Annotated in this window: 20 protein-coding genes; 16 read left to right on the top strand and 4 right to left on the bottom strand. The window is 74.3% G+C overall.

What is annotated here, in order from left to right:
• The first annotated feature begins 22 nt into the window (after window positions 1-22).
• The 11 genes from A3IG_RS0117555 to hypE all read left to right on the top strand — a co-directional run bounded on the left by A3IG_RS0117555 (window position 23) and on the right by hypE (window position 13,003).
• On the top strand, window positions 23-2,722 hold the full coding sequence (locus tag A3IG_RS0117555) for a bifunctional acetate--CoA ligase family protein/GNAT family N-acetyltransferase (RefSeq protein WP_018384894.1): 2,700 nt from the start codon (window positions 23-25) through the stop codon (window positions 2,720-2,722).
• A 190-nt stretch (window positions 2,723-2,912) separates the two neighbouring features.
• A complete protein-coding gene (locus A3IG_RS0117550; protein WP_018384893.1) occupies window positions 2,913-3,506 on the top strand; it encodes a hydrogenase maturation protease in 594 nt (197 codons plus the stop codon).
• 23 nt (window positions 3,507-3,529) lie between these two features.
• Complete coding sequence (gene hypF, locus A3IG_RS0117545; protein WP_018384892.1) at window positions 3,530-5,869, top strand: carbamoyltransferase HypF; 2,340 nt, start codon at window positions 3,530-3,532, stop codon at window positions 5,867-5,869.
• The gene (locus A3IG_RS0117540) at window positions 5,870-6,187 is read left to right on the top strand and encodes a HypC/HybG/HupF family hydrogenase formation chaperone (protein WP_018384891.1); all 318 of its coding nucleotides are present in this window, start codon (window positions 5,870-5,872) and stop codon (window positions 6,185-6,187) included.
• Window positions 6,184-7,338, top strand: a complete 1,155-nt coding sequence (locus tag A3IG_RS0117535; protein WP_018384890.1) for a 4Fe-4S dicluster domain-containing protein — start codon at window positions 6,184-6,186, stop codon at window positions 7,336-7,338. The genes A3IG_RS0117540 and A3IG_RS0117535 overlap by 4 nt, the downstream gene beginning before the upstream one ends.
• Window positions 7,335-7,790: a cyclic nucleotide-binding domain-containing protein gene (locus tag A3IG_RS0117530; protein ID WP_018384889.1), complete on the top strand. Its 456-nt coding sequence runs from the start codon at window positions 7,335-7,337 to the stop codon at window positions 7,788-7,790. Before A3IG_RS0117535 ends, A3IG_RS0117530 begins: the two co-directional genes overlap by 4 nt.
• On the top strand, window positions 7,787-8,596 hold the full coding sequence (locus A3IG_RS0117525) for an FAD/NAD(P)-binding protein (protein ID WP_018384888.1): 810 nt from the start codon (window positions 7,787-7,789) through the stop codon (window positions 8,594-8,596). Before A3IG_RS0117530 ends, A3IG_RS0117525 begins: the two co-directional genes overlap by 4 nt.
• Before the next feature lie 23 nt (window positions 8,597-8,619).
• A complete protein-coding gene (locus A3IG_RS0117520) occupies window positions 8,620-9,471 on the top strand; it encodes an NADH-quinone oxidoreductase subunit B family protein (RefSeq protein WP_018384887.1) in 852 nt (283 codons plus the stop codon).
• Window positions 9,468-10,838: a Ni/Fe hydrogenase subunit alpha gene (locus tag A3IG_RS0117515; protein ID WP_018384886.1), complete on the top strand. Its 1,371-nt coding sequence runs from the start codon at window positions 9,468-9,470 to the stop codon at window positions 10,836-10,838. The genes A3IG_RS0117520 and A3IG_RS0117515 overlap by 4 nt, the downstream gene beginning before the upstream one ends.
• Window positions 10,839-10,856: 18 nt before the next feature.
• A complete protein-coding gene (hypD, locus tag A3IG_RS0117510; protein WP_018384885.1) occupies window positions 10,857-11,966 on the top strand; it encodes a hydrogenase formation protein HypD in 1,110 nt (369 codons plus the stop codon).
• Window positions 11,963-13,003 (top strand): hydrogenase expression/formation protein HypE, encoded by a 1,041-nt coding sequence (gene hypE / locus A3IG_RS0117505; RefSeq protein WP_018384884.1) that lies wholly within the window; start codon window positions 11,963-11,965, stop codon window positions 13,001-13,003. Before hypD ends, hypE begins: the two co-directional genes overlap by 4 nt.
• Window positions 13,004-13,055: 52 nt before the next feature.
• Here the strand turns inward: hypE and A3IG_RS34590 are convergent, their stop codons facing one another.
• Window positions 13,056-13,601 (bottom strand): NUDIX domain-containing protein, encoded by a 546-nt coding sequence (locus A3IG_RS34590; RefSeq protein WP_018384883.1) that lies wholly within the window; start codon window positions 13,599-13,601, stop codon window positions 13,056-13,058.
• A 280-nt stretch (window positions 13,602-13,881) separates the two neighbouring features.
• Between A3IG_RS34590 and A3IG_RS0117495 the strand changes: the two genes are divergently transcribed.
• Entirely contained in the window at window positions 13,882-14,784 is a 903-nt protein-coding gene (locus A3IG_RS0117495) for a LolA-like protein (protein ID WP_026220368.1), read from the top strand.
• A 147-nt stretch (window positions 14,785-14,931) separates the two neighbouring features.
• On the opposite strand, the gene A3IG_RS0117490 is transcribed toward A3IG_RS0117495, so the two are convergent.
• Window positions 14,932-15,894 (bottom strand): DUF6454 family protein, encoded by a 963-nt coding sequence (locus A3IG_RS0117490; RefSeq protein ID WP_018384881.1) that lies wholly within the window; start codon window positions 15,892-15,894, stop codon window positions 14,932-14,934.
• A gap of 322 nt (window positions 15,895-16,216) precedes the next feature.
• Here A3IG_RS0117490 and A3IG_RS0117485 point away from each other — a divergent pair, with 322 nt between their 5' ends.
• Window positions 16,217-17,329 (top strand): enolase C-terminal domain-like protein, encoded by a 1,113-nt coding sequence (locus A3IG_RS0117485; protein WP_018384880.1) that lies wholly within the window; start codon window positions 16,217-16,219, stop codon window positions 17,327-17,329.
• Between the two features lie 78 nt (window positions 17,330-17,407).
• Here A3IG_RS0117485 and A3IG_RS0117480 read toward each other — a convergent pair whose 3' ends face one another.
• Entirely contained in the window at window positions 17,408-18,778 is a 1,371-nt protein-coding gene (locus A3IG_RS0117480; protein WP_018384879.1) for a cryptochrome/photolyase family protein, read from the bottom strand.
• Between the two features lie 328 nt (window positions 18,779-19,106).
• Between A3IG_RS0117480 and A3IG_RS0117475 the strand changes: the two genes are divergently transcribed.
• Both A3IG_RS0117475 and A3IG_RS0117470 read left to right on the top strand, forming a co-directional pair.
• Complete coding sequence (locus A3IG_RS0117475; protein WP_018384878.1) at window positions 19,107-21,326, top strand: NADP-dependent isocitrate dehydrogenase; 2,220 nt, start codon at window positions 19,107-19,109, stop codon at window positions 21,324-21,326.
• A 79-nt stretch (window positions 21,327-21,405) separates the two neighbouring features.
• Window positions 21,406-21,651 carry a LacI family DNA-binding transcriptional regulator gene (locus A3IG_RS0117470; RefSeq protein WP_018384877.1) on the top strand — a complete coding sequence of 82 codons (246 nt, stop codon included), beginning with the start codon at window positions 21,406-21,408 and terminating at the stop codon, window positions 21,649-21,651.
• A gap of 42 nt (window positions 21,652-21,693) precedes the next feature.
• On the opposite strand, the gene A3IG_RS34300 is transcribed toward A3IG_RS0117470, so the two are convergent.
• A complete protein-coding gene (locus A3IG_RS34300; protein WP_157862281.1) occupies window positions 21,694-22,008 on the bottom strand; it encodes a hypothetical protein in 315 nt (104 codons plus the stop codon).
• A 399-nt stretch (window positions 22,009-22,407) separates the two neighbouring features.
• Between A3IG_RS34300 and A3IG_RS0117455 the strand changes: the two genes are divergently transcribed.
• Entirely contained in the window at window positions 22,408-23,220 is an 813-nt protein-coding gene (locus A3IG_RS0117455; protein ID WP_018384875.1) for a methyltransferase domain-containing protein, read from the top strand.
• The last annotated feature ends 33 nt before the right edge of the window (window positions 23,221-23,253 follow it).

The following is a 23,253-nucleotide window of genomic DNA, read 5'->3' as shown; positions in this document are numbered from 1 at the left end:
CAGGGAAACTCGGTGATCAGGCATGACCCAGGCCGAACGCCTCCCGCGGGAGGACCACGCGCTGCTGGCCGACGGCACCACGGTGTGGCTGCGCCCGCCGTGCCCGCAGGACGCCGGGGCAGTGCGCCGGATGTACGAGGAGATGTCACGGGAGAGCCTGCGGGGGCGTTTCTTCGGGGTGAGCCGGGAATCCGCGGAGCAGGCGGTCGAGAGGGTGTTCGGGCCTGCCAGGCGTGGCTACCAGGCGCTGCTCGCGGGCGCGGAGGACCAGGTCGTCGGGGTCGCCGAGTACGTGGGCGGCGACGACGAGGCGGACGTGGCGGAGCTGGGCGTGGCCGTGGCCGAGCGGTGGCACCACCGGGGCGTCGGGACGCTGCTCGTGGAGCACCTGGTGCACGCCGCCCGCGAGGCGGGGCTGACGGCGCTGACCGCGGACACCCTCGCCGACAACCAGGCCATGCTGAAGGTCTTCGCCGACCTCGGCCTGCCCGTGTCCCGCCGCTACGAGGGCGGCGAGGTGCGGTGCACCGTGTGGCTGCGCGACGAGCAGGGGCGGTACCTCGACGCGGTGGACGACCGGGCCCGCCGGGCGGACGTCGCCAGCATGGAGCACCTGCTGCGCCCGAGGTGCGTCGCCGTGGTCGGCGCCGGACGCAAACCGACCTCCGTGGGGCGCGCGGTGCTGAAGAACCTGCGGCGCGCCGGCTACCCGGGACTGCTGTACGTCGTGAACCCGCACGCCCACCTGCTGGAGCACCTGCCGACGTACCCGAAGGTCGGTGACCTGCCGCACGTCCCTGACCTGGCCGTGGTGACCGTGCCCGCCGACCGGGCCGCGGGCGTGGCCCGGGAGTGCGGGCGTGCCGGGGTGCGCACGCTGGCCGTGCTCACCGCCGGGTTCACCCCTGAGCAGGGCGCCGAGCTGCTGGCCGCCTGCCGGGACCACGGGATGCGGCTGGTGGGCCCCAACTGCCTGGGTCTGGCCAACACCGAGCAGCGGGCGCGGCTCAACGCCAGCTTCGCGCCGCAGCAGCCCCTGCCGGGCAGGGCGGGCGTCGCGGTGCAGTCCGGAGGGGTGGGGATCGCGCTGCTCGAGGGGCTGTCCCGGCTGGGCATCGGGGTGTCCAGTTTCGCCTCGCTGGGCGACAAGTACGACGTCAGCGGCAACGACATGCTCCAGTGGTGGGAGAGCGACGGGTGCACCGACCTGGCCGTGCTGCACCTGGAGTCGTTCGGGAACCCCCGGGCCTTCTCCCGCACCGCCCGCCGCGTCGGACGGCGGATGCCGGTGCTCACCGTGGACGCCGGCCGTTCCCAGCCCGGCCGGCGGGCCGCCGCCTCGCACACCGCGGCGGCCGCCACCCGCACGGTGACCCGCAGGGCCCTGTTCACCCAGGCCGGCGTCGTCGCGACCCGCAGCATCGCCGAACTGCTGGACGCGGCGGCGACGCTGCACACCCAGCCGTTGCCTGCGGGGACCTCGGTGGCCATCGTCTCCAACGCCGGCGGGTCCGGCGTGCTGGCGGCGGACGCCTGCGTCGAGGCGGGCCTGTCCGTGCCCGAGCTCCCCGCGGAGCTGGTCACCGCGTTGCGCGAGGACCTGCCGGGGAGCGCGGTGGTGACCAACCCCATCGACACCTCGCCCGCCGTGCGGGAGTCCTCGCTGACGGCCTGCGTGGAGCGGCTGTGCCGGCACCACGCCGTGGACGCGGTGGTGGTCAGCCTGGTCCCCACGGCGCTGGGCGAGGCGACGGGGGAGGACCTGGTCCGGGGACTGACCACCTGCTGCGGCGAGCTGCCCTGCACCCTGGTGGCGGTCCTTCCCCACCAGCCCGAGGGCGTGCGCCTGCTGACGCCGGGGGAGGGCCGTCCCATCCCGGCGTTCGCCGACCCCCAGTCGGCCGCCCGGGCGCTGGCCCACGCCGCCGCGTACGCCCGCTGGCGTGCCCGCCCGGCCGGCATCGTCCCCGAGCTGGCCGGCGTCGACACCGAGGGGGCGGCCGAGCTCGTCGACGCGTTCCTCGCCGCGCACCCCGACGGCGGGTGGCTCGACCCGCCGCAGTGCGCGGACCTGCTCGACCGCTACGGCGTTCCGCAGGTGCCGTGGGCCTGGGTGGGGGACGCGGACGCCGCCGCGGACGCGGCCGAACGGCTCACGGCACGCGACGGCCGGGCCGTGCTCAAGGCGTACGGGCCGGGGCTGCTGCACAAGAGCGAGCGGGGCGCGGTCCTGCTCGACCTGGTGGGCGGGGCCCAGGTGCGCGCCGGCTACCAGGAACTGGCCTCCCGGTTCGGGGACGGGATGACCGGGGTCCTGGTCCAGCCCATGGCCAGGCGCGGCACGGAACTGTTCGCCGGCGTGGTCCAGGACGAGGTGTTCGGCCCCCTGGTGCTCTTCGGGCTCGGCGGCACGGCCACGGAGGTGATCGGCGACCACGTGGCGCGCCTGGCACCGCTCACCGACAGCGACGTCTACGGGCTGCTGACCGAGCCGCGCTGCGCGCCGCTGCTGTTCGGCCACCGCGGTGGGGAGCCCGTCGACGTGGCGGGGCTCGAGCAACTGCTGCTGCGGCTGTCCCGGATGGCGGCGGACCTGCCGCAGCTCGCCGAGGCGGACCTCAACCCGGTGGTGGCCCGGCCGGACGGCGTCGTCACGCTCGACGTGCGGATCAGGCTCCAGCCGGCCCGCCGCTTCGACCCGTTCCTGCGCCGGCTGAGGTGACGGGAGCCGTCGTCCGCCGGCCCCGCCGCCCGCGGCGCACCCGCGGGTCCCGCTCCCGCGGGTCCCGCTCCCGCGGGTCCCGCGCCTCCGGCCGAACGGATGACTGCGGGGCGCGTCGGTCGGGCGCCGCCGGGCGGCCGGACGAGACTGGCCGGTGCACGGGGAAGGGCGGCGTCGGCGGACGGAGAGCATGAGCGGGAACGGCCGGACGGTGGTCGTCGGCGTGGGCAACGAGTTCAGGCGGGACGACGGCGTGGGCTGGGCGGTGGTCGGGCGCCTGGCCGAACTCGCCGAGCGGACCTCCTCGCTGGACGGGGTGGTCCTGACGGTGTCCGACGGCGACCCGGGCCGGCTGATCGGGACGTGGCGGGGCGCGGCCCTGTGCGTCGTCGTCGATGCCGCGCACGCGCACCCCGGGTGTCCCGGACGGGTGCACCGGCTGGAGGTCACCGGGGGTGAGCTGCGGGCGTCCGCGTCGGCGAGTTCGCACGGGTTGGGGCTCGGTGAGGCCGTGGAGCTCGCCCGGGTCCTCGGCCACCTGCCGCCGCGCCTGGTGGTGTTCGCGGTGGAGGGCGCGGACTCGTCCCTCGGCACCGGTCTGTCCGCGCCGGTGCGTGCGGCGGTGGCGCCGCTGGCGGAACGCGTCAGGCAGGAGATCCTGCGCCACCGCGCGGCGGAGCGCGCCTCCGCACGGGGCCGTGCGGAGGCGGACGACCTCGCGGACGACATCGCGGATGGCGTCGCCGGCGGCGTCGCCGGCAGCGGGGCGGGGCGGCGGGGGTGACCGGGGCGGCCGCGGCGACGGGCGTGGCGGGCGACAGGGCGGCGGTCGGGGGCAGGGAGGCGTGGCGGGTCGAGGTCTCCGGCACCGTGCAGGGGGTGGGCTTCCGACCCTTCGTGTACCGCACCGCCACCGCGCTGGGCCTGGACGGCTGGGTGCGCAACGTGGACGGGCACGTCCTCGCCGCCGCGGCCGGAACCCCCGGTGGCCTCCGGGAGTTCGTCGCCCGCTGTCGGGACCAGGCCCCGCCGCTCGCGGTGGTCGCCGAGGTCACGGTGGGTCAGCTCGACCCCGGGGCGGTGGTTCCCGGCTCGGGGTTCGCGGTGCTGGACAGCGTCGGGGCCGGGGAGCCGTCGGTCCGCGAGGTCCCGGTGGACGCGGCCGTGTGCGCCGAGTGCCTGCGCGAGCTCTTCGACCCCGCGGACCGCAGGCACCGTTACCCGTTCACCAACTGCACCGCGTGCGGTCCGCGCGCCACCGTCATCACCGACCTGCCGTACGACCGGGAACGCACCACGATGCGGGACTTCCCGCTGTGCGCGGCGTGCGCGGCCCAGTACGCGGACCCGCAGGACCGGCGTTTCCACGCGGAGCCGCTGGCGTGCCCTGACTGCGGGCCCCGGTTGTCCTGGTGGTCGCCGGCCTCGACCCGCGGGGGCGAGGAGGCCCTGCGCGCCGCGGTGCGGGCCCTGATCGACGGGGCGGTGGTCGCGGTCAAGGGGGTCGGGGGCTACCAGTTGGTGTGCGACGCCACCAGCGACCGCGCGGTGGCCGGGCTGCGGCGCCGCAAGCGGCGTCCGGACAAGCCGTTCGCGGTGCTGGTGCCGGACCTGGACGCGGCGCTGAGGCTGGCCCGTCTCGGGGACGCGGAGCGGGCCCTGCTCGCCTCCGCCGCCCGCCCGGTCACGCTGGTGCCGGCGCGCGGGCGGTCCTCGGGGGTCGCCGCGGGCGTCCACCCGGGCACCGGACGCGTCGGCGTCCTGCTGCCGGCGAGCCCGCTGCACCACCTGCTCTCGCGGGACGTGGGCCGCCCCCTGGTGTGCACCAGCGGCAACCTCGCGGGGGAGCCGATCGTCATCGACGACGCGGAGGCCAGGGAACGCCTCGGGCCCGTGGCGGACGGCTTCCTCGGACACGACCGGGCGATCCACAGCCGGTGTGACGACTCGGTGGTGTGCGCCACCGACCGGGGCGTCCTCACCGTCCGCCGCGCCCGGGGGTACGCTCCGGCCCCCTTGCGGCTGCCGCTGCCCAGCCCGGTACCGCTGGTCGCGGTGGGGGCGCAGCTCAAGCACACGTTCACCCTGGTGTCGGGGGACAGGGCGGTGATCGGGCCGCACCTCGGGGACCTCCAGGACGCGGGCACCGCGGACGCCTTCGAACGGGCGTACGGGCAGCTCTCCCGGCTCTGCCGGATCGACCCACAGGTCGTGGTGCACGACCTGCACCCCGGCTACCTGTCCACGCAGTGGGCGGCGCGCTGGCCCGCAGGGCGCCGCGTCGCGGTGCAGCACCACCACGCCCACGTCGCGGCCTGCGCCGCGGAACACGGCCTCCCCGGGCCGTTCGTGGGGGTCGCCCTGGACGGTCTCGGGTTCGGCGACGACGGCACCCTGTGGGGTGGGGAGGTCCTGGTGTGCGACCTCGCCGGGTACCGCAGGGCGGGCCGGTTCGCCACGGCTCCGCTGCCCGGAGGGGCCGCGGCCGTCCGGGCACCGGGCCGGATGGCGCTCGGGTACCTCCTCGGCGCCGAGGACCTGGGCTCGCCCGCCGCTGACCCGGCGTTGGTGGACGCCTACGCGTCGGGCCTCGGTGACGGGGAGGCCCGCGCGGTGCGGGAGGTGGTCGAGCGCGGGGTGAACTGCCCCCGGGCGTCCAGCGCCGGGCGGCTGTTCGACGCCGCCGCCAGCATCCTCGGGCTGCGGCACCGCGTCAGCTACGAGGGACAGGCGGCGGTCGCGTTGGAGGCCGCCGCCGGCGACCTGCGTCCCGAGCCGCTGCCCTGGCGGCTGGTGCGGGCGGCTGACGGCGTGTGGGTGTACGACCCGCTGCCCACCCTCACCGCCCTGCTGCGCGGGTCCGCGGACGGCGTCCCCGTGCCGTGCCTGGCCGCGGCGTTCCACTCGGCCGTCGCCCTGGCCACGGCCGGTCTCGTTGAGCGCGCCGTGGCCGAGGGCGCCCCGGGCCCGGTGTGCCTGTCCGGGGGCTGCTTCCAGAACCTCCGCCTGCTCGACGAGGTCAGCGGGCGGCTGCGGGGAGCCGGACTGCGGGTGCTGGTCGGGCGCGCGGTGCCGCCCAACGACGGGGGCGTCAGCTTCGGGCAGGCCGCGGTGGCCGCCGCCCGCCTGGGAAGGGAGACACCGTAAGTGTGCCTGGGCATCCCGGGGCGCGTGATCGACGTCCACCAGGACGAGGGCCTGCGCATGGGAACGATCGACTTCGGCGGGCTGCGCCGTGAGGCGTGCCTCACGTACACGCCCACGGCGGCCAGCGGTGACTACGTGATCGTCCACGTCGGCTTCGCCATCACCACGGTGCACGAGGCCGAGGCCCGGCGCACCCTCGAGGTGCTGCGCGCGATGGGAGACGTGGTGGAGGGCGAGCTCGGCGAGCCGCTGCCGCCGTCGGACCAGCGGGCACACGAGGGACCCGCACAACCCCGACGGGGGGCGGGCCGGCCATGACGGAGCCGACGCGGCAGGCCGTGATGGGACCGGACGGCCTGGAGGCGCTGCGCCAGGCGCTGGTCCGGCGCGGGCGCACCGTGGTGGGACCGACGGTGCGTGACGACGCGATCGTGCTGGCGGAACTGACGTCGGCCAGTGAGCTGCCGTTCGGCTGGGGCGTGGAGGTGGAGGCCGGACGCTACCGGTTGCGTCGCAGGTCGGACCGGATGGCGTTCGCGCACAGCGCCGGTCCGCAGTCCTGGAAGAAGTACCTGCACCCGGAGCGGGTGCGGCAGTGGACCGCCGACCGCGGCCCCGACGGCACCCTGACGGTGCGCGAGGAGGTGGACCGGCCACCGGCGTACGCCTTCCTGGGTGTCCGCCCCTGTGACCTGAGCGCCATCGCGGTGCAGGACCGGGTGCTGGTCGGCGGCCCGCACCGGGACGAGGCGTACCGGCGCAGGCGCACCGGGGCGTTCCTGGTGGTGGTGGAGTGCGTCGAGCCCGGAGCCACCTGCTTCTGCGTCTCCATGGGCACGGGACCGGCTGTGCACGGGGGCCACGACCTGGCGTTGACCGAGGTGGACGACGAACGGGGCCACCGGTTCTGGGTGCGCGCCGGCAGCGAGGCGGGGGCCGAGGTCCTGGCGGAACTCCCCGTGCGGCCCGCCGACCCCACCACCGTCGCCCGGGCCGAGGAGGCCGTCACCCGGGCCGCCGGGCGCATGGGGCGGACCATGCCCCCGGTGGACCTGCGGGACCTGATGCGCGACACCCTCGAGGCCGAGCGCTGGAACGACGTCGCCGCACGCTGCCTCACCTGCGGCAACTGCACCATGGTCTGCCCGACCTGCTACTGCACCACCACCGAGGACGTCACCGACCTCACCGGGGAGCACGCCGAGCGGTGGCGGCGCTGGGACGTCTGCTACGACCTGGACTTCACCCACATGCACGGCGGGACGGTGCGGCGCAGCGGCCTGAGCAGGTACCGCCAGTGGCTCACCCACAAGATCGGCACCTGGCACGACCAGTTCGGCAGCTCGGGCTGCGTGGGCTGCGGCCGGTGCATCGTGTGGTGTCCCGTCGCCATCGACATCACCGAGGAGGCGCACGCCCTGCACGCGGAGGCCTCGGGCCGGGACGCGGAAGGGGCCGGGGCGTCGTGACGACCAGCGCCGGCTTCCTGACCGGCCTCACCGAGCCGCAGCGCGGCCAGCTCCTGGCACTCGCCGAAACGGTGCGCTTCCCCAGCGGCGCCCGGATCTTCGACGAGGGGGAGCTGGCGGAGCGGTTCTGGATCGCGGAGGAGGGCTCCGTCGCGTTGGACGTGCACGTCCCCGGGCAGTCACCGCCGATCGTCGAGACCCTGGGCCCCGGCGACCTGGTGGGCTGGTCGTGGCTGTTCCCGCCGTACCGCTGGCACCTCGGCGCCCGCACCCTCAGCCCCGTCACCGCCCGCCAGTTCGACGCCGCGGCCGTGCGGGACCGCTGCGCCCGCGACCCCGACTTCGGACACGCGCTCACCTGCGCCGTCGGCTCCGTCATCGGGCGCCGGCTCAGGGGCGCCCGGGCCCGGCTGCTCGACCTCTACGGGCCGCCCCGCGGAGGCGGCCGGTGAACGTCCCCCAGCCCTACCAGGTCGTCGGGCGGGACCGCGAGACCGCCGACACCGTCACCCTCACCCTCGAGCCGGTCGGCGACCCACTGCCGGCGTTCCGGCCCGGCCAGTTCGCGATGGTCTACGCCTTCCCCCGCGGCGAGGTCCCGCTGTCCCTCAGCGGCACCACCCCGTCCGGGACCGGCCTGACGCACACCGTGCGCGCCGTCGGCCCGGTCACCTCGGCGCTGGCCGGGCTGCGCCCCGGACACCACGTGGGGGTCCGCGGCCCCTTCGGCACCCCCTGGGACCTGGCCGCGGCCAGGGGAGGCGACCTGCTGCTCGTGGCGGGCGGCGTGGGCCTCGCCCCGTTGCGGCCGTTGCTGCTGCGCGCGCTCGACGAACCGCGGGACCACCGCGGCGTCGCCCTGGTCGTCGGCGCCCGCACCCCCGCCGACCTGCTCTACCGGGACCAGTGCGACACCTGGGCCCAACGGGCGCCGGTGGCGGTCACCGTGGACCGGCCGGAACCGGGGTGGACCGGGAACGTCGGCGTGGTGACCACCCTCCTCGACCGCGTGCCGTACCAGCCGCGGAACACGACGGCGTACCTGTGCGGCCCCGAGGTGATGATGCGGGCCACCGCCCGGGACCTGGTCCACCGCGGCGTCCCCGCCTCCCGGGTCTTCCTCTCCCTGGAACGCACCATGCGCTGCGGCACCGGGCACTGCGGCCAGTGCCAGCTCGGCCCCCTGCTGCTGTGCCGGGACGGCCCGGTGGTCGCCTGGGACCGCGCCGAGGCGCTCCTGGCCGTGAGGGAGCTGTGAGCGGCGTGGACCGACGACCGACGATGGCCGTGTGGAAGTTCGCCTCCTGCGACGGCTGCCAGTTGACGCTCCTGGACTGCGAGGACGAGCTGCTCCCGCTCGCCGACCAGGTGCGGATCTCGTACTTCCTGGAGGCGACGAGCGCCGCGGGACCCGGCCCCTACGACCTGTCCCTGGTGGACGGTTCCATCACCACCCCCGCGGACGCCGAACGGATCAGGCACATCAGGGACGTCTCCCGGTACCTCGTCACCATCGGCGCGTGCGCCACCGCCGGGGGCATCCAGGCGCTGCGGAACTTCGCCGACGTCGCGGAGTTCCGCGCCGCCGTCTACGCCAGCCCCGAGTACGTCGAGACCCTCGCCGACTCCACGGCGATCTCCCTGAACGTGCCGGTGGACTTCGAGCTGCGCGGCTGCCCCGTCGACCGCGGACAGCTCCTCGAGGTGATCACCGCCCACCTCGCCGGCCGGCGCCCCGACATCTCCGACCACAGCGTCTGCTTCCCCTGCAAGCGGCGCGGCACGGTCTGCCTGCCGGTAGCCAAGGGCGTCCCGTGCCTGGGGCCGGTCACCCACGACGGGTGCGGCGCGCTCTGCCCCGCCTACGGGCGGGGGTGCTACGGCTGCTTCGGCCCCTCGGGCTCCACCAACCTCCCGGCGTTCGTCCCCCTCCTGCGCCGGGACGGCATGTCAGGACTCGACGTGGTCCGGGTGCTGCGCACCTTCAACACGGCCGCCCCCGAGTTCGCCGCGGCCTCCTCGGCACTCGCGGAGGCCGAACGGCCGCCGGAGGCCGGGCAACGGGACGCGACCGGGGAGCCCGGACCAGGACAGGACGGTGCCGCACCGCGACACCGGTGGGAGGACGAGTGACCCACCGAGGTACCCGGACGGTCCACGTCGGCGCCCTGTCCCGCGTCGAGGGGGAGGGCGAACTGCGGCTGCGGGTCGAACAGGGGCGGGTCACCGAGGCACGGCTGCGCATCTACGAGCCGCCGCGGTTCTTCGAGGCGTTCCTGCGCGGCCGCACCCACCGCGAACCCCCGGACATCACCTCACGGGTGTGCGGGATCTGCCCGGTGGCGTACCAGCTCAGCGCCTGCCGGGCGGTGGAGGACGCCTGCGAGGTCGCGGTCACCGGCCAGCTCGCCGCGCTGCGCCGGCTGCTGTACTGCGGGGAGTGGATCGAGAGCCAGACCCTCCACATCCACCTGCTGCACGCCCCCGACTTCCTCGGCTACCCGGACGCGATCACCATGGCCCGGGACCACCGCGCCGACGTCGAACGCGGACTGCGGGTCAAACAGGCCGGGAACGCCATCGTGGCGCTGCTCGGCGGGCGCTCGATCCACCCGGTCAACGTCCAGCTCGGCGGCTTCCACCGCACCCCCACCCGCGCCGAGCTCGCCCCCCTCGCCGAGCGGCTGCGCCGGGCCCTGGACGACGCCCTGCACACCGTCACCTGGGCGGCGGGTTTCGACTTCCCCGACGCCGGCTGCGACGACCACCTCCTGGCCCTGGCCGAACCCGGTCGCTACGCCATCGAGGCCGGCACGCCCACCGTGATGCCCGCACCCCGTTCGGCCCGGCTCCCCGCCTCCAGCACCCGGGCACTGCCCACCAGCACCTTCCCCGTCCGCGATTTCGAACGCCACGTCGTCGAACGCCAGCTCCCCCACTCCACAGCGCTGTACTCCTCGCTCGACGGCCACCGCCACCTGACCGGCCCCCTCGCCCGCTACGCCGTCAGCGGGCGCTGGCTCTCCCCGCTCGCCGTCGAGGCGGCCCTCGCCGGCGGACTCGGCGACCCCCGCGCCGGCACCGTCTGCCGCAACCCGTTCCGCAGCATCCTGGTGCGCGCCGTGGAGGTGGTCTACGCGATCGACGAGGCCCTGCGGGTCATCGACGCCTACGAACCCCCGCCGGCCCCCGCCGTGCCGGTGCCGGCGCGCCCCGGCAGGGGGCACGGGGCGACCGAGGCACCCCGGGGCCTGCTCTACCACCGGTACGACCTGGACGCCGATGGCACCGTCACCGAGGCCAGCCTCATCCCGCCGACGGCCCAGAACCAGGCGGCCATCGAGGAACACCTGCGGCGGGTGGCGCAGTCCCGCATGGACACCGGCCCGGAGCCCGACGACGAACAGCTCCGTCACCTCTGCGAGCGCGCCATCCGCAACCACGACCCGTGCATCTCCTGCTCGGCCCACTTCCTCGACCTCACCGTGGAACGTCACTAAGACCGGAAGGAACCATCGGTGCGCATCCCCGACGAGTACCGGGACCCCGTCCTCGCCCGGCGACTGCTGGCCAGGACGGCGGCCATCGCCACCCGGCCCTGGCAGATCATGGAGGTGTGCGGCGGCCAGACCCACACCCTGGTCCGCCAGGGCATCGACGAGCTGCTGCCGGCCGGCATCCGCATGGTGCACGGCCCCGGCTGCCCGGTGTGCGTGACCCCGCTGGAGACCCTCGACCGGGCCATGGACATCGCCGCCCGACCGGGGGTGGTGTTCACCAGCTTCGGCGACATGCTGCGCGTCCCCGGTTCCTCCACCGACCTGCTCTCGGCCCGGGCCCGCGGTGCCGACGTGCGGGTGGTCTACTCGCCGATGGACGCGGTGGAGATCGCCAGGGCGGAGCCCGACCGCGAGGTGGTGTTCCTCGCCGTCGGCTTCGAGACCACCGCACCGGCCAACGCCATGGCCGTGCTGCACGCCTCCCGCCTGGGGCTGCGCAACTTCAGCCTGCTGGTCAGCCACGTCCTGGTGCCACCGGCGATGACGACGCTGCTGGAGTCCCCCGACTGCGGGGTCCAGGCGTTCCTCGCGGCCGGGCACGTCTGCGCGGTGATGGGCTGGACCGCCTACGAACCGATCGCCCGCCGGTACCGCGTGCCGATCGTCGTCACCGGCTTCGAACCCCTGGACCTCCTGGAGGGCATCCACATGGCGGTGCGCCAACTCGAACAGGGCCGCGCAGAGGTCGAGAACCAGTACGCCCGCGCCGTCCGCCGGGAGGGGAACACCGAGGCGCAGACCGCCGTGAGCCGGGTCTTCCGCGTCGCCGACCAGGTGTGGCGGGGGCTCGGCCCGTTGCCGTCGAGCGGGCTGCGGCTGGCCGAGGAGTTCGCCGGGTTCGACGCCGCGCTGCGGTACGACGTCGGCGCCCTGCGCCCCCGGGAGCACCCGGACTGCATCGCCGGCGCCATCCTCACCGGCACCCGACTGCCCACCGACTGCTCGGCGTACGGGACGCGCTGCACCCCGCGCACCCCGCTCGGCGCGCCCATGGTGTCGTCGGAGGGCACCTGCGCCGCCTTCCACGCCGCTGGCCGCACGGCCGCCGCCACCGGGAGCCCGGTGTGATCGGGTGCCCGCTGCCGCACGTGGAGGACGACCGGGTGCTGCTCGGCCACGGGGCCGGGGGGAGGCTGTCCGCCGAGCTCCTGGACACCCTGGTGCTGCCCGCGCTCACCCCCGGAAGCACCACGGCGACGGGCCCGCTGGAGGACGCCGCGGTCCTGCCGGGGGACGACGGCCTGGTGCTGACGACGGACGGGTTCGTGGTCAGTCCGCTGTTCTTCCCGGGCGGTGACATCGGCGCCCTGGCCGTCCACGGCACCGTCAACGACCTCGCGATGCGCGGGGCCCAGCCGTTGGCCCTGACCGTCGCGCTGGTCGTGGAGGAGGGGCTGCGGCTCTCCGAGCTCGGGGCGGTGCTGGCCTCGCTCGGCGCGGCGGCCCGGGACGCCGGGGTCCCGGTGGTGGCCGGCGACACCAAGGTCGTCAACCGTGGGCAGGCCGACAAGCTGTTCATCACCACCACCGGCGTCGGCCGCCGGGTCGCCGGCCTGAGCCCGTCCGCGGCCCACGCCCGCCCCGGTGACGCCGTCCTGCTCAGCGGTCCCATCGGCGCACACGGCACGGCGGTGCTCAGCGTGCGGGAGAACCTCGGGTTCGTCTCCGACGTCGTCTCCGACACCCGACCGCTGCACCGCCTGGTCCGGGAGCTCGCCCCGCTGGGGGCGGACGTCCACGCCCTGCGCGATCCCACCCGGGGCGGTCTGGCCGCCTCCCTCAACGAGATCGCCCGCGACTCACGGGTCCAGGTGGAGATCGACGAACGGGTCCTCCCCGTCCCGGCGCCGGTGGCCGCCGCCTGCGACCTCCTGGGCCTCGACCCCCTGCACGTGGCCAACGAGGGCTGCCTGGTCGCCTTCGTCGGCCGGGACTCCGCGGCGCGGGCCCTGCGGCTGATGCGTTCGCTGCCCGAGGGCGCGCACGCGGTCCGCATCGGGGAGGTGACCGAGGGGCCCCCGGGGCGGGTCGTCCTGCGCACCCTGGTGGGGGCCCGCCGGATCGTGGACCTGCCGCTGGGGGAGCAACTGCCGCGCATCTGCTGAGGGGGCGCCGGTGGGGGCCGCGTGGCCGGCGGCCCCGGTGGGCCCGGCGTGGTCAGCCGGCGTTCAGCGGGCGCCCGTCGCAGAGGTAGGCGGTGTGGGCGCCGCGTTCGGCGTCCACCGCCGCGGCGACACGGCGGCGCAGCCCGCCCGGCAGGCGGGCCAGCGCCTCGGCCTCGGGGAGGTAGGCGGCGGCACGGATCTCGTCCGCCTGCAGGACCAGGTGCTCCGCCGCCACGGGCTCCGCGAGGCGCACCGCGAAGACACAGGCGATCAGCGAGCGGCCGTAGACGCTCCGGGGGATGCTGTCCACGGCGAGCAGCCGGCCGACGCGGACGTTGCTGACCTGGAGTTCCTCCTCCAGCTCCCGGCAGAGACCGACGTGCAGCTCCTCGTCGTCGAGCATGCCGCCCGGCACGTCCCAGCCCGCCTTGTACGAGGGATCGACGATCAGCAGGCGGCCCTGCTCGTCGCGGATCAGGGCGTCGACGGCCGCCGCGGGCGCCGGGTGCCGGGCCAGGTACCGCGCGAGGTCCGGGTCCGGGCCCGGGTGGACGGTGTCGCCGTCGGCGGGCGACGGCACCGTGTGGATCGAGGTCACCGGGCGCCTCCCCGGACGCCCTCGTGGGTGGCGCCGCGGAACCGTCGTCGGTGTGCCCGGCTCCTCGGCGCCGGTCGCTGTTGAGTGTGCGTCATACCTTCTCGCTTCGAACGGATGAGTGGACCTACCCCCAGCAACGAGTCCTGGGCCGAGCCGTAACGGCCGGAGTCGGACGATCCTTCGAGGACGGGCGCACGGCACCCGGGGACCGGCCCCCGGTCCAGGAGGGGGCCGCCGTGGAGTACTGTCGCATCCCGCCCAATATCGCTCGTACGTTCCATTGGAGAGAGCCGTGAAACCGCACGCCCGAGCCAGTGTCACTGGTGTCCTGCTGGCTGCCGCGCTGTTCGGCGCTGCCTCCTGCTCGGACTCCTCCTCCGAGTCCGAGTCCAAGCCCAGGGACTCCGCGACCCGGAGTTCGGCTCCCCGGCCGGCGGCGGTGGCGCCCGCGGCGGCCATCAAGAAGGCCGCGCAGCACAACGAGCAGATCACCTCGTTGACCTTCCGGATGAGCGGCGAGGTCCCGGGCACCGGGACCCTCGAGGGCCAGTCCTCGATGGCCATGGACCCCCCGGCCATGCAGATGAAGATGAAGGTGGACGACGGGACGACGGAGGGCAGCGGCGAGGTCGAGATACGGCTCGTCGACGGCGCGATGTACATGAGCGGCGGCGAGGAGGCCGCCAGCGAGACGGGCGCGCAGTGGCTGAAGTTCGACATGGCCGCCATGGAGGAGGCGGGCGGCCAGAACCCGCTGGACGAGCTGGGCGGCCAGACGAACGAGAACCCGGCCGAGGAGTCCAACTTCATGACCGAGGCCGACGACGTGAAGGAGGTCGGCGCGGAGAGGGTTGACGGGGTGAAGACCACCCACTACACCGGCACGATCACCATGGACGCCCTCCGGAAGAGCCTGGACGGCCAGGACGCCGAGGTCCGTGAGCGCCGGGAGAGCAAGCTCGAGGAGTACGAGAAGCTCGGCGTGGACGTCCTCACCATGGACATGTGGATCGACGAGAGCGGACACACCAAGCAGTTCCGCACCCGGGCCGACGCCAAGGAGGGCCCGATGGACGTCACCATCACCTTCCTCGAGATGAACAAGCCGGTCGTGGTCGAGGCCCCGCCGGCCGCGGAGACCCTGGACATGAGCGAGATGATGGGCGGCGCCGGCCAGTCCTAGGCGTTCTGCCCGCACAGGCGGGCGGGTGCCAGCGGCGACGGGGCGCCCGTCCCCGCCCCTCCTGCTGCTCCTGCCCCTCCTGCTGCTCCGCCCGGCGGCCCGGCCGCCGGGTCGGGGCCGCCGGGCCGGTCGCCCCCCACCCCGGCCTCAGCCGACCACGGCCTGGTAGACCAGCAGTTCGGTGCCGGACACCTCCTCACCGTCGTCCGGGGCCGCCCACATCCGCAGGGTGCCGCCGTCGGTCTCGAGGTGCACCGGGTTGCGGGTGGCGACGTGCCCGGCGGAGGACCAGAGCTGGATCGGGACCTCGTGCCGCACGGACCTGGTCGCCAGGTCGAGCAGGGCGATGCCGCCGAGTTCGAACGCGGCGCCGCTCGCGCTGCGGAAGTTGGTGACGCCCGTGCACAGCATCAGCCCACGCTCGGTGTAGGCGCAGTCCTGGTAGTCCACGAAGTGGCTGGGGTTGCGGGTGTGCTCCAGTTGCCTGCCGCTGCGGGACCAGGTGTAGAACTCGCGCGACCCCCAGGTCACCCCGTGCAGCTTTCCCGTCCTGGGGTCGGGGACGATGCCGCCGACGTGGTCGGGGACCTCGAACTCCCGGTGCGCCGTCAGGGTGCGCAGGTCGATGCGGTAGATGATCGACGCGCTGTACTGCCGGTACTCCGCGACCGGCACCCACAGCGACGTGCCGTCGGAGTCGATGCCACCGGGGTGGTAGGCGTGGCCCTCGCCGAGGACGATGTCCTGGAGCAGGCGGCCCTCCAGGTCGAGGACGAAGACGTGGCCGCGGCCCCTGCCCGGTGACCGGTCGTGGCCGTCCACCGGCTCGGGGTACTTCACCGGCGGCTCGATCACCTCCACGCTGGACAGGAACAGCCGGTCCCCGACCCGGGTGAGGCCCTGCGGGTGGTGGGTCGGGAAGTCCAGCCTGATCCGTTCTGCCAGGGTCCACCGCGTCGCCCGGTCGAGCTGGGTCACCGCCCTGGCCAGGGGTTCGTCCCCGGAGGTGGGTGCCCCGCCCGCGGCGGGGACGGCCGTCGCGGCCACGGCGGCCACCGCCAGGAGCACGCCGGCGAGTACGGCGGTGCGGGATCCGATGGTGCGTCTCATCGCTGGTCCTTCCGGATCGGCTGGATCGTTTCGGTCACGGCTAGTCCACGGCCGTTCGGCAGCAGGCTGGTGACCCCTTCCCGCCCGGTGGTTGACCTGAAACCGAACACCTGACGACGCCCGGCGACCCGTCAGCAGCGGGTGAAAGCGCCCCGCTCCCCGTTTGCCGGCGCCCACCGGCGGAAACCCCGGCCCCAGGTCCCGCCAGGCACCGTGCGACGCCGTGCGGACGCGCCCTCGGACCGGGCGGAACGCGCCGTGGGCCGGGCGGACGCAGCGGTGCGGCCGGGACGACGGAGGGTCACCACCGGGAAGGAACGGCATGGACGTGACGGACACGACGGTCCCGCTGGACGCGGTGCGCACCGGCGCCTGGCGCATCCCCACCGACCTGCCGGAGTCCGACGGCACCCTGGCCTGGGACTCCACCACGGTCGTCGTGGTCCAGGCGCACGCCGGCGGGTGCGTGGGCCTCGGCTGGACGTACGCCAGCACGGCCGCCGCCGACCTGGTGGACGGGGAACTGGCCGGCGTGGTGACAGGGAAGGACGCCCTGCGACCGGGCCGGGCCTGGACGGCGATGCTCCGTGCCTGCCGCAACCAGGGCCTGCCGGGACAGGCGGCCATGGCGGTGTCCGCGGTGGACATCGCCCTGTGGGACCTCAAGGCGCGGCTGCTGGGCGTCCCGCTGGTCACCGCGCTGGACGCGGTCCACGACGCGACCCCGATCTACGGTAGCGGCGGGTTCACCTCCTACGACCACCGGGAGCTCGCCGACCAGCTCACCGGGTGGGTGGAGCAGGGCGTCCCCCGCGTGAAGATCAAGGTCGGCCGGGACCCCGGGGCCGACCACGGTCGCCTGCGGGCGGCCCGCGCGGCGATCGGCGACGACGTCGAGCTGTACGTGGACGCCAACGGTGCCTACCACCGCAAGCAGGCCCTGGACTGGGCCGGGCGGCTCCGCGACGAGCACGGCGTGACCTGGCTGGAGGAGCCGGTCAGCTCGGACGACCTGGCGGGGCTGCGGCTGCTGCGGGACCGGGGGCCCGCCGGCCTGGACATCGCCGCCGGTGAGTACGGCTTCCAGCTTCCCTACTTCCGGCGGATGCTGGACGCCGGGGCGGTGGACTGCCTCCAGGCCGACGTCACCCGCTGCGGCGGCGTCTCCGGCTTCCTGCGGACCGCCGCCCTGTGCGACGCCCACGGCGTGGACCTGTCCGCGCACTGCGCCCCGCAGATCAGCGCCCACGTCTGCACCGCGGTGTGGCACCTGCGGCACCTGGAGTACTTCCACGACCACGTGCGCGTCGAACGGATGCTGTTCGACGGCGTCCTCACCCCGGAACCCGGCGGGTTGCTCCGCCCCGACCGGACGCGCCCCGGCCACGGCCTGACCCTGGCGGCGGACCGGGTGGAACGTCACCGGCTGCGCTGAGCCGCGCCCCCGTGCGCCCCTCGCGCCCGCCGGGGCGCTGGGCCGCGCCCCGGCGGGCGCGGGGCCGTTCGGCGGCGTTCACTCCTTGCCGCGGGACCGGCGGAAACGGGCCACGCCCTCGGTGAGGTCCACGATCGGTCCGGGGTAGTCGTACCCCGCCCGTTCCGCGGGGGGCAGCCGCCACGGCTCGTGCACCAGCGAGCCGTGCAACCCCTGGAGTTCGGGCACCCAGCGCCGCACGTACTCCCCGTGCGGGTCGTAGCGCCGGCCCTGGACGACCGGGTTGAGCACGCGGTTGGGACGGGTGTCCGTGCCGGTACCGGCCACCCACTGCCAGTTGAGCTGGTTGTTGGGGATGTCCCCGTCCACCAGCAGGTCCAGGAAGTGCCGGGCGCCGACCCGCCAGTCCACGTACAGGGTCTTGGCCAGGAAGCTCGCGGTGAGCAGCCGGCCGCGGTTGTGCATCCAGCCCTCGTGCTGGAGCTGCCGCATCGCCGCGTCCACCACCGGGTAGCCCGTGCGGCCCGCTCGCCACGCCTCGACCTCCCGCGCCGCCGACCTCGGGGTGCGCCAGCGGTCGTGGTGCGTGCGGTAGTCGGACCACGACGACTGGGGGCGCGCCGCCAGCACCTGGTGGTGGAAGTCGCGCCAGGCGAGCTGCCGGACGAACGCGTCGGCGCCGGGGCCGCCGTCGCGGGAGCGGTGCACGAGTTCGACCGGGGACAGGGTCCCGAAGTGCAGGTGCGGGGAGAGGCGGGAGGTGGCGTCGCCCGCGAGGTCGTCGTGGTGCTCGTGGTACGCCGCCATCCGGTCGCGGCGCCACCTGGCGAACCGCCTGCGCCCCTCGCTCTCGCCACCCGCCGCGAGCCCGGGGGAGAGGCCGGACACCTCCGCCCGGGAGGGCAGCGGCTCGGAGCGGACGCCGTCCGGCACCCGCAGCCGGCGGGGCGCGCCCAGCGGCCCGCGCATCGGCACCCCCAGCCAGTGGCGCAGGTAGGGGGTGAAGACCGCGAAGTGGTCGCCGCCCCCGGGAGTGATCTCCCCCGGGGCCACCGCGGTGACGACCGCGTCGTGGACGCACAGCCGTCGGCGCTCCGCTTCCAGGGCCGCCCGCAGCCGCTCCTCCCGTCGCCGTGCGTAGCCGCTGACCCCGGCCGCCACGTGGACCTGGTCCGCGTCCACCCCGGCCGCCACCGCGCACACCTGCTCGGTGACGTCCCCGGAGCGGACGACGAGGCGCGCTCCGCGTTCGCGCAGGCCGGCATCGAGGTCGGCGAGGCAGTCGGCGAGGAACGCCCGCCGGTTGGGCGCGTCGAACCCGGCCGAGCCGATCGCGGGGTCCCGGACGAACAACGGCACCACCGCGTCGGCCGTCCGGGCTGCGGAGTGCAGCGGCGGGTTGTCGTGCAGCCGGAGGTTGGAGGTGAACAGGACGACCGAGACACCCATGACGCCACTCCCGGCACGGTTGAGAACACGGTTGTGCGGACAGGCGGGCCGGTGCGGCGCGGCACCGTCACCCGTCCGGCGCCCCGCCCTTCCCGCGCTCACGGCCTCCTGACGTCCCAGTCTTCCCGCAGTGGACGGTGGACCCGGGAACCCGACCCCCGACGGGTCACCGTGTCGGCCGCAGGGAGCCGGCCCCGGGACCGCGTCGCCCGGGACCGCGTCGCCGGGGAGCGGAAGGCCATACCGGCACCGGACCGCCTCGAACGGGAAGCCGATCTCGAGATATCTTGATGTCGAGCAATGTTGCAGAAGTGAAGCGGAGTATCCGGTGACTGATTCGACCATCATCTACACCCACACCGATGAGGCCCCGGCCCTGGCGACCTACTCGCTCCTGCCGGTGATCGAGGCCTACGCGGCGACGGCCGGGGTTCGGGTGGAGACGCGTGACATCTCCCTGGCCGGGCGGATCATCGCCAGCTTCCCCGAGCGTCTCGAGGAGAGCCAGCGGATCGACGACGCGCTCGCCGAGCTGGGTGAGCTGGTCAAGACCCCAGGGGCCAACGTGATCAAGCTGCCGAACATCTCGGCCTCGATCCCGCAGCTCAAGGCGGCCATCGCCGAGTTGCAGCAGCAGGGCTACGCGCTCCCGGACTACCCTGACGACCCCAAGACGGACGAGGAGAAGGACATCCGCGCCCGGTACGACCGGGTCAAGGGCAGCGCCGTCAACCCGGTGCTGCGCGAGGGCAACTCCGACCGTCGCGCGCCCGCCTCGGTGAAGAACTACGCCAGGACGCACCCGCACCGGATGGGCGCCTGGTCCTCCGACTCCAGGACCAACGTGACGCACATGGACGCCGACGACTTCTGCTCCACCGAGAAGTCCGCGACCATTGCTGAGGCCGGGTCGCTGCGGATCGAGCTGGCGGGGGACGACGGCTCCACCACGGTGCTGCGCGAGTCGGTGCCGGTGCTCGCCGGGGAGGTCGTGGACGCCTCCGTGATGCGGGTGGCGGCGCTCCGGGAGTTCCTCACCGCGCAGGTGGCCAGGGCCAAGGCCGAGGGAGTGCTGTTCTCGGTGCACCTGAAGGCCACCATGATGAAGGTCTCCGACCCCATCATCTTCGGGCACGTGGTGCGCGCCTTCTTCCCCAGGACCTTCGCCGAGCACGGCGAGGCGCTGGCCGCGGCGGGGCTGAGCCCGAACGACGGCCTCGGCGCCATCCTCAACGGCCTCGACGCGCTGCCCGAGGGCGCCGCGATCAAGGCGTCCTTCGAGGCCGAGCTGGCCGAGGGGCCGGCCCTGGCCATGGTGGACTCCGACCGGGGCATCACCAACCTGCACGTGCCGAGTGACGTCATCATCGACGCCTCCATGCCCGCCATGATCCGCACCTCCGGTCACATGTGGGGACCGGACGGACAGGAGGCCGACACCCTCGCGGTCATCCCGGACAGCAGCTACGCCGGCATCTACCAGGCGGTCATCGAGGACTGCCGGGCCAACGGCGCCTTCGACCCGACCACCATGGGGTCGGTGCCCAACGTCGGGCTGATGGCGCAGAAGGCCGAGGAGTACGGCAGCCACGACAAGACCTTCGAGATCCCGACCACGGGAACCGTGCGCGTGGTGGACGACCGCGGTGCCGTGGTGCTGGAGCACGCGGTGAGCGCCGGCGACGTGTGGCGCATGTGCCAGACCAAGGACATCCCGGTGCAGGACTGGGTCAAGCTCGCCGTCACCCGCGCCCGCGCCACCGGAGACCCGACGGTGTTCTGGCTCGACCAGGACCGGGCCCACGACGCCAGCCTCATCGAGAAGGTCCGGACCTACCTGCCCCAGCACGACACCGAGGGGCTCCAGATCGAGATCATGTCGCCGGTCGACGCCATCAGGTTCTCCCTGGAGCGCATCCGCCGCGGCGAGAACACCATCTCGGTCACCGGCAACGTGCTGCGCGACTACCTGACCGACCTCTTCCCCATCCTGGAGCTGGGCACCAGCGCCAAGATGCTCTCCGTGGTCCCGCTGATCAACGGCGGCGGGCTGTTCGAGACGGGTGCCGGTGGCTCGGCCCCCAAGCACGTCCAGCAGTTGGTCAAGGAGAACTACCTGCGGTGGGACAGCCTGGGTGAGTTCCTCGCCCTGGCGGCCAGCTTCGAGCACCTCGCCCGCACCACGGGCAACGCGCGGGCGCAGGTCCTCGCCGACACCCTGGACCGGGCCACGGGCACCCTGCTCAACGAGAACAAGTCGCCGAGCCGTCGTCTCGGTGGCATCGACAACCGCGGCAGCCACTTCTACCTGGCGCTGTACTGGGCCCAGGAGCTGGCCGGGCAGACCGATGACCCGCAGCTCGCCGAATCCTTCGCGGCCCTGGCCAAGACCCTGGCCGAGCGTGAGCAGACCATCGTGGAGGAGCTGGTCGCGGTCCAGGGCTCGCCGGCGGACATCGGCGGCTACTACCAGCCCGAGCGGTCCAGGACCGCCGCGGTGATGCGTCCGTCTGCCACCTTCAACGAGGCCCTGTCCACCCTGGGCTGACGTCACGACCACGGCGCCCCCCGCCGGCCCGACCGGGCGGCGGGGGGCGCCGTGGTCGCGCGGGCGGGCGGGGGTCCGGTTGGCCGGCGCCTCCCGGAGTTCTGTCTCCTTCGCGCTCAACGACCGGCCCGGTCTCGCCGAGGCCACCGAGGCGCGCGTCCTGGCGGCGGCCGAGGAACCGGGCTGGATGCCAAGCCGCCCGGCAAGGGCGCTGTCGCTGGGCAAGGCGGGGGCGATCGGCCTGGTGCTCAGCCGCGAGCTCGGGCTCATCGGCACCGACCCGTTCTTCCCGGCGTTCATTGCCGGGGTCCCTGCACCTCGGTGAACTCGTCCACCACGGTGCTGTGGCTCCACCCTGACCAGAAGGTCACCGCGCACAACATCCCCGCGGGCAAAGCCCCGAGGAGGTGATCAGTGCCCCCATCGTCGCCGGCGGTACCGCCAGCCTGACGTTGAACATCGCGCCGGCGTCGGTCCCACAGTTCGAGAAGTAGAAGGGCTGGTCCCGCTCGATGACGACTTCCCGGAGGGGAAGCGGCGCATTGAGGGACGCAGCGGCTCGCTCGCCAAGCAGTACCGTTCCGCGGACGGCAGGTACTACCTGGTGCCGAGGAAGAGCAATCCGGTGGTGCTCCTCCACAACAAGGAGGTCCTCCGGAAGACCGGCCTCGATCCCGAGCACCCCGCCTCGCCACCTACGACGAGGTGTTGGGTGCGGTGCGGAAGATCGTCCGCTCCGAATGCCAGCAAAGCCGCGATCCGGCACACGCCGAGCAACGAGTTCCACCAGTCCTGGTTCGACTCCTGTCCCGCCTTCATCGCCCAGAGAGGTCGAGGGGAGGACTTGCCTCTTGCACGGCACGGCCGACGCACGCATCGGAGTGGCCCTGCTGGCACGCACCGACATCCCACGACGTGACCGCCACGTGGGCGACCCCGCCGTCCCGGCCCCCGGCCCGGCGCCGCGCGACTCCCGTGCGGAATCGGGCCGGCCGGCGTTCCCAGAGCACCCCGGACCCCACGCCCGGCCGAATATTGATACAAGTTTGCCCAATATATAAGACGCTCTTATGCTCCCCCCATGGGGAACGAGACAGCCCGGTACCTCCACGGCCACCACGAGTCCGTCCTGCGCTCCCACCGCTGGCGCACCGCGACGAACTCCGCCGCGTACCTGCTCGGTGAGCTCCGGCCGCACATGCGCGTCCTGGACGTGGGCTGCGGCCCCGGCACGATCACCGTGGACCTGGCCGAACGCGTACCGCAGGGCGAGGTCACCGGGATCGACAACGAACCCGCCATCGTGGAACAGGCCAGGGACCTGGCGGGCCGACGCGGCCTGACGAACGTCCGGTTCGCGACCGCGGACGTCTACACGCTGGACCACCCCGACGACACGTTCTGCGTGGTGCACGCCCACCAGGTCCTGCAACACCTCGGCGACCCGGTACGGGCACTGCGCGAGATGCGGCGCGTGTGCAGGCCGGGCGGGGTCGTGGCAGTCAGGGACGCGGACTTCGGCGGGATGCTCTGGTACCCGAACGTCCCGGCGATGGATGACTGGCGGGAGCTGTACAGCCGTGTCGCCCGTGGCAGCGGCGGCGAGCCGGACGCCGGACGCCGGCTGCACGACTGGGCGCGGCAGGCGGGCTTCACTGACATCACCTCGTCGTCGTCCACCTGGTGCTACGCCTCACCCGAGGACCGCTCCTGGTGGGCGGGCCTGTGGGCGGACCGGACGGTGGCGTCCTCCTACGCGCGCACAGCGGTTGAGGGCGGGTACGCCACCGTGGAGGAGCTCCGGCAGATCGCGGCTGGTTGGCGCGAGTGGGGTGCGCACCAGGACGGCTGGTTCAGCGTCCTGTGCGGGGAGGTGCTCTGCCGCGTGCCCTGACACCGGTTCCCCGTGCCGCGCCCGGCCCCTCGG

It is taken from the genome of Wenjunlia vitaminophila DSM 41686, from assembly GCF_000380165.1.
GTDB classification, from domain to species: Bacteria; Actinomycetota; Actinomycetes; order Streptomycetales; family Streptomycetaceae; genus Wenjunlia; species Wenjunlia vitaminophila.
Note: the sequence above shows the minus strand (reverse complement) of the source record. Positions and strands in the feature narration are given on the sequence as shown.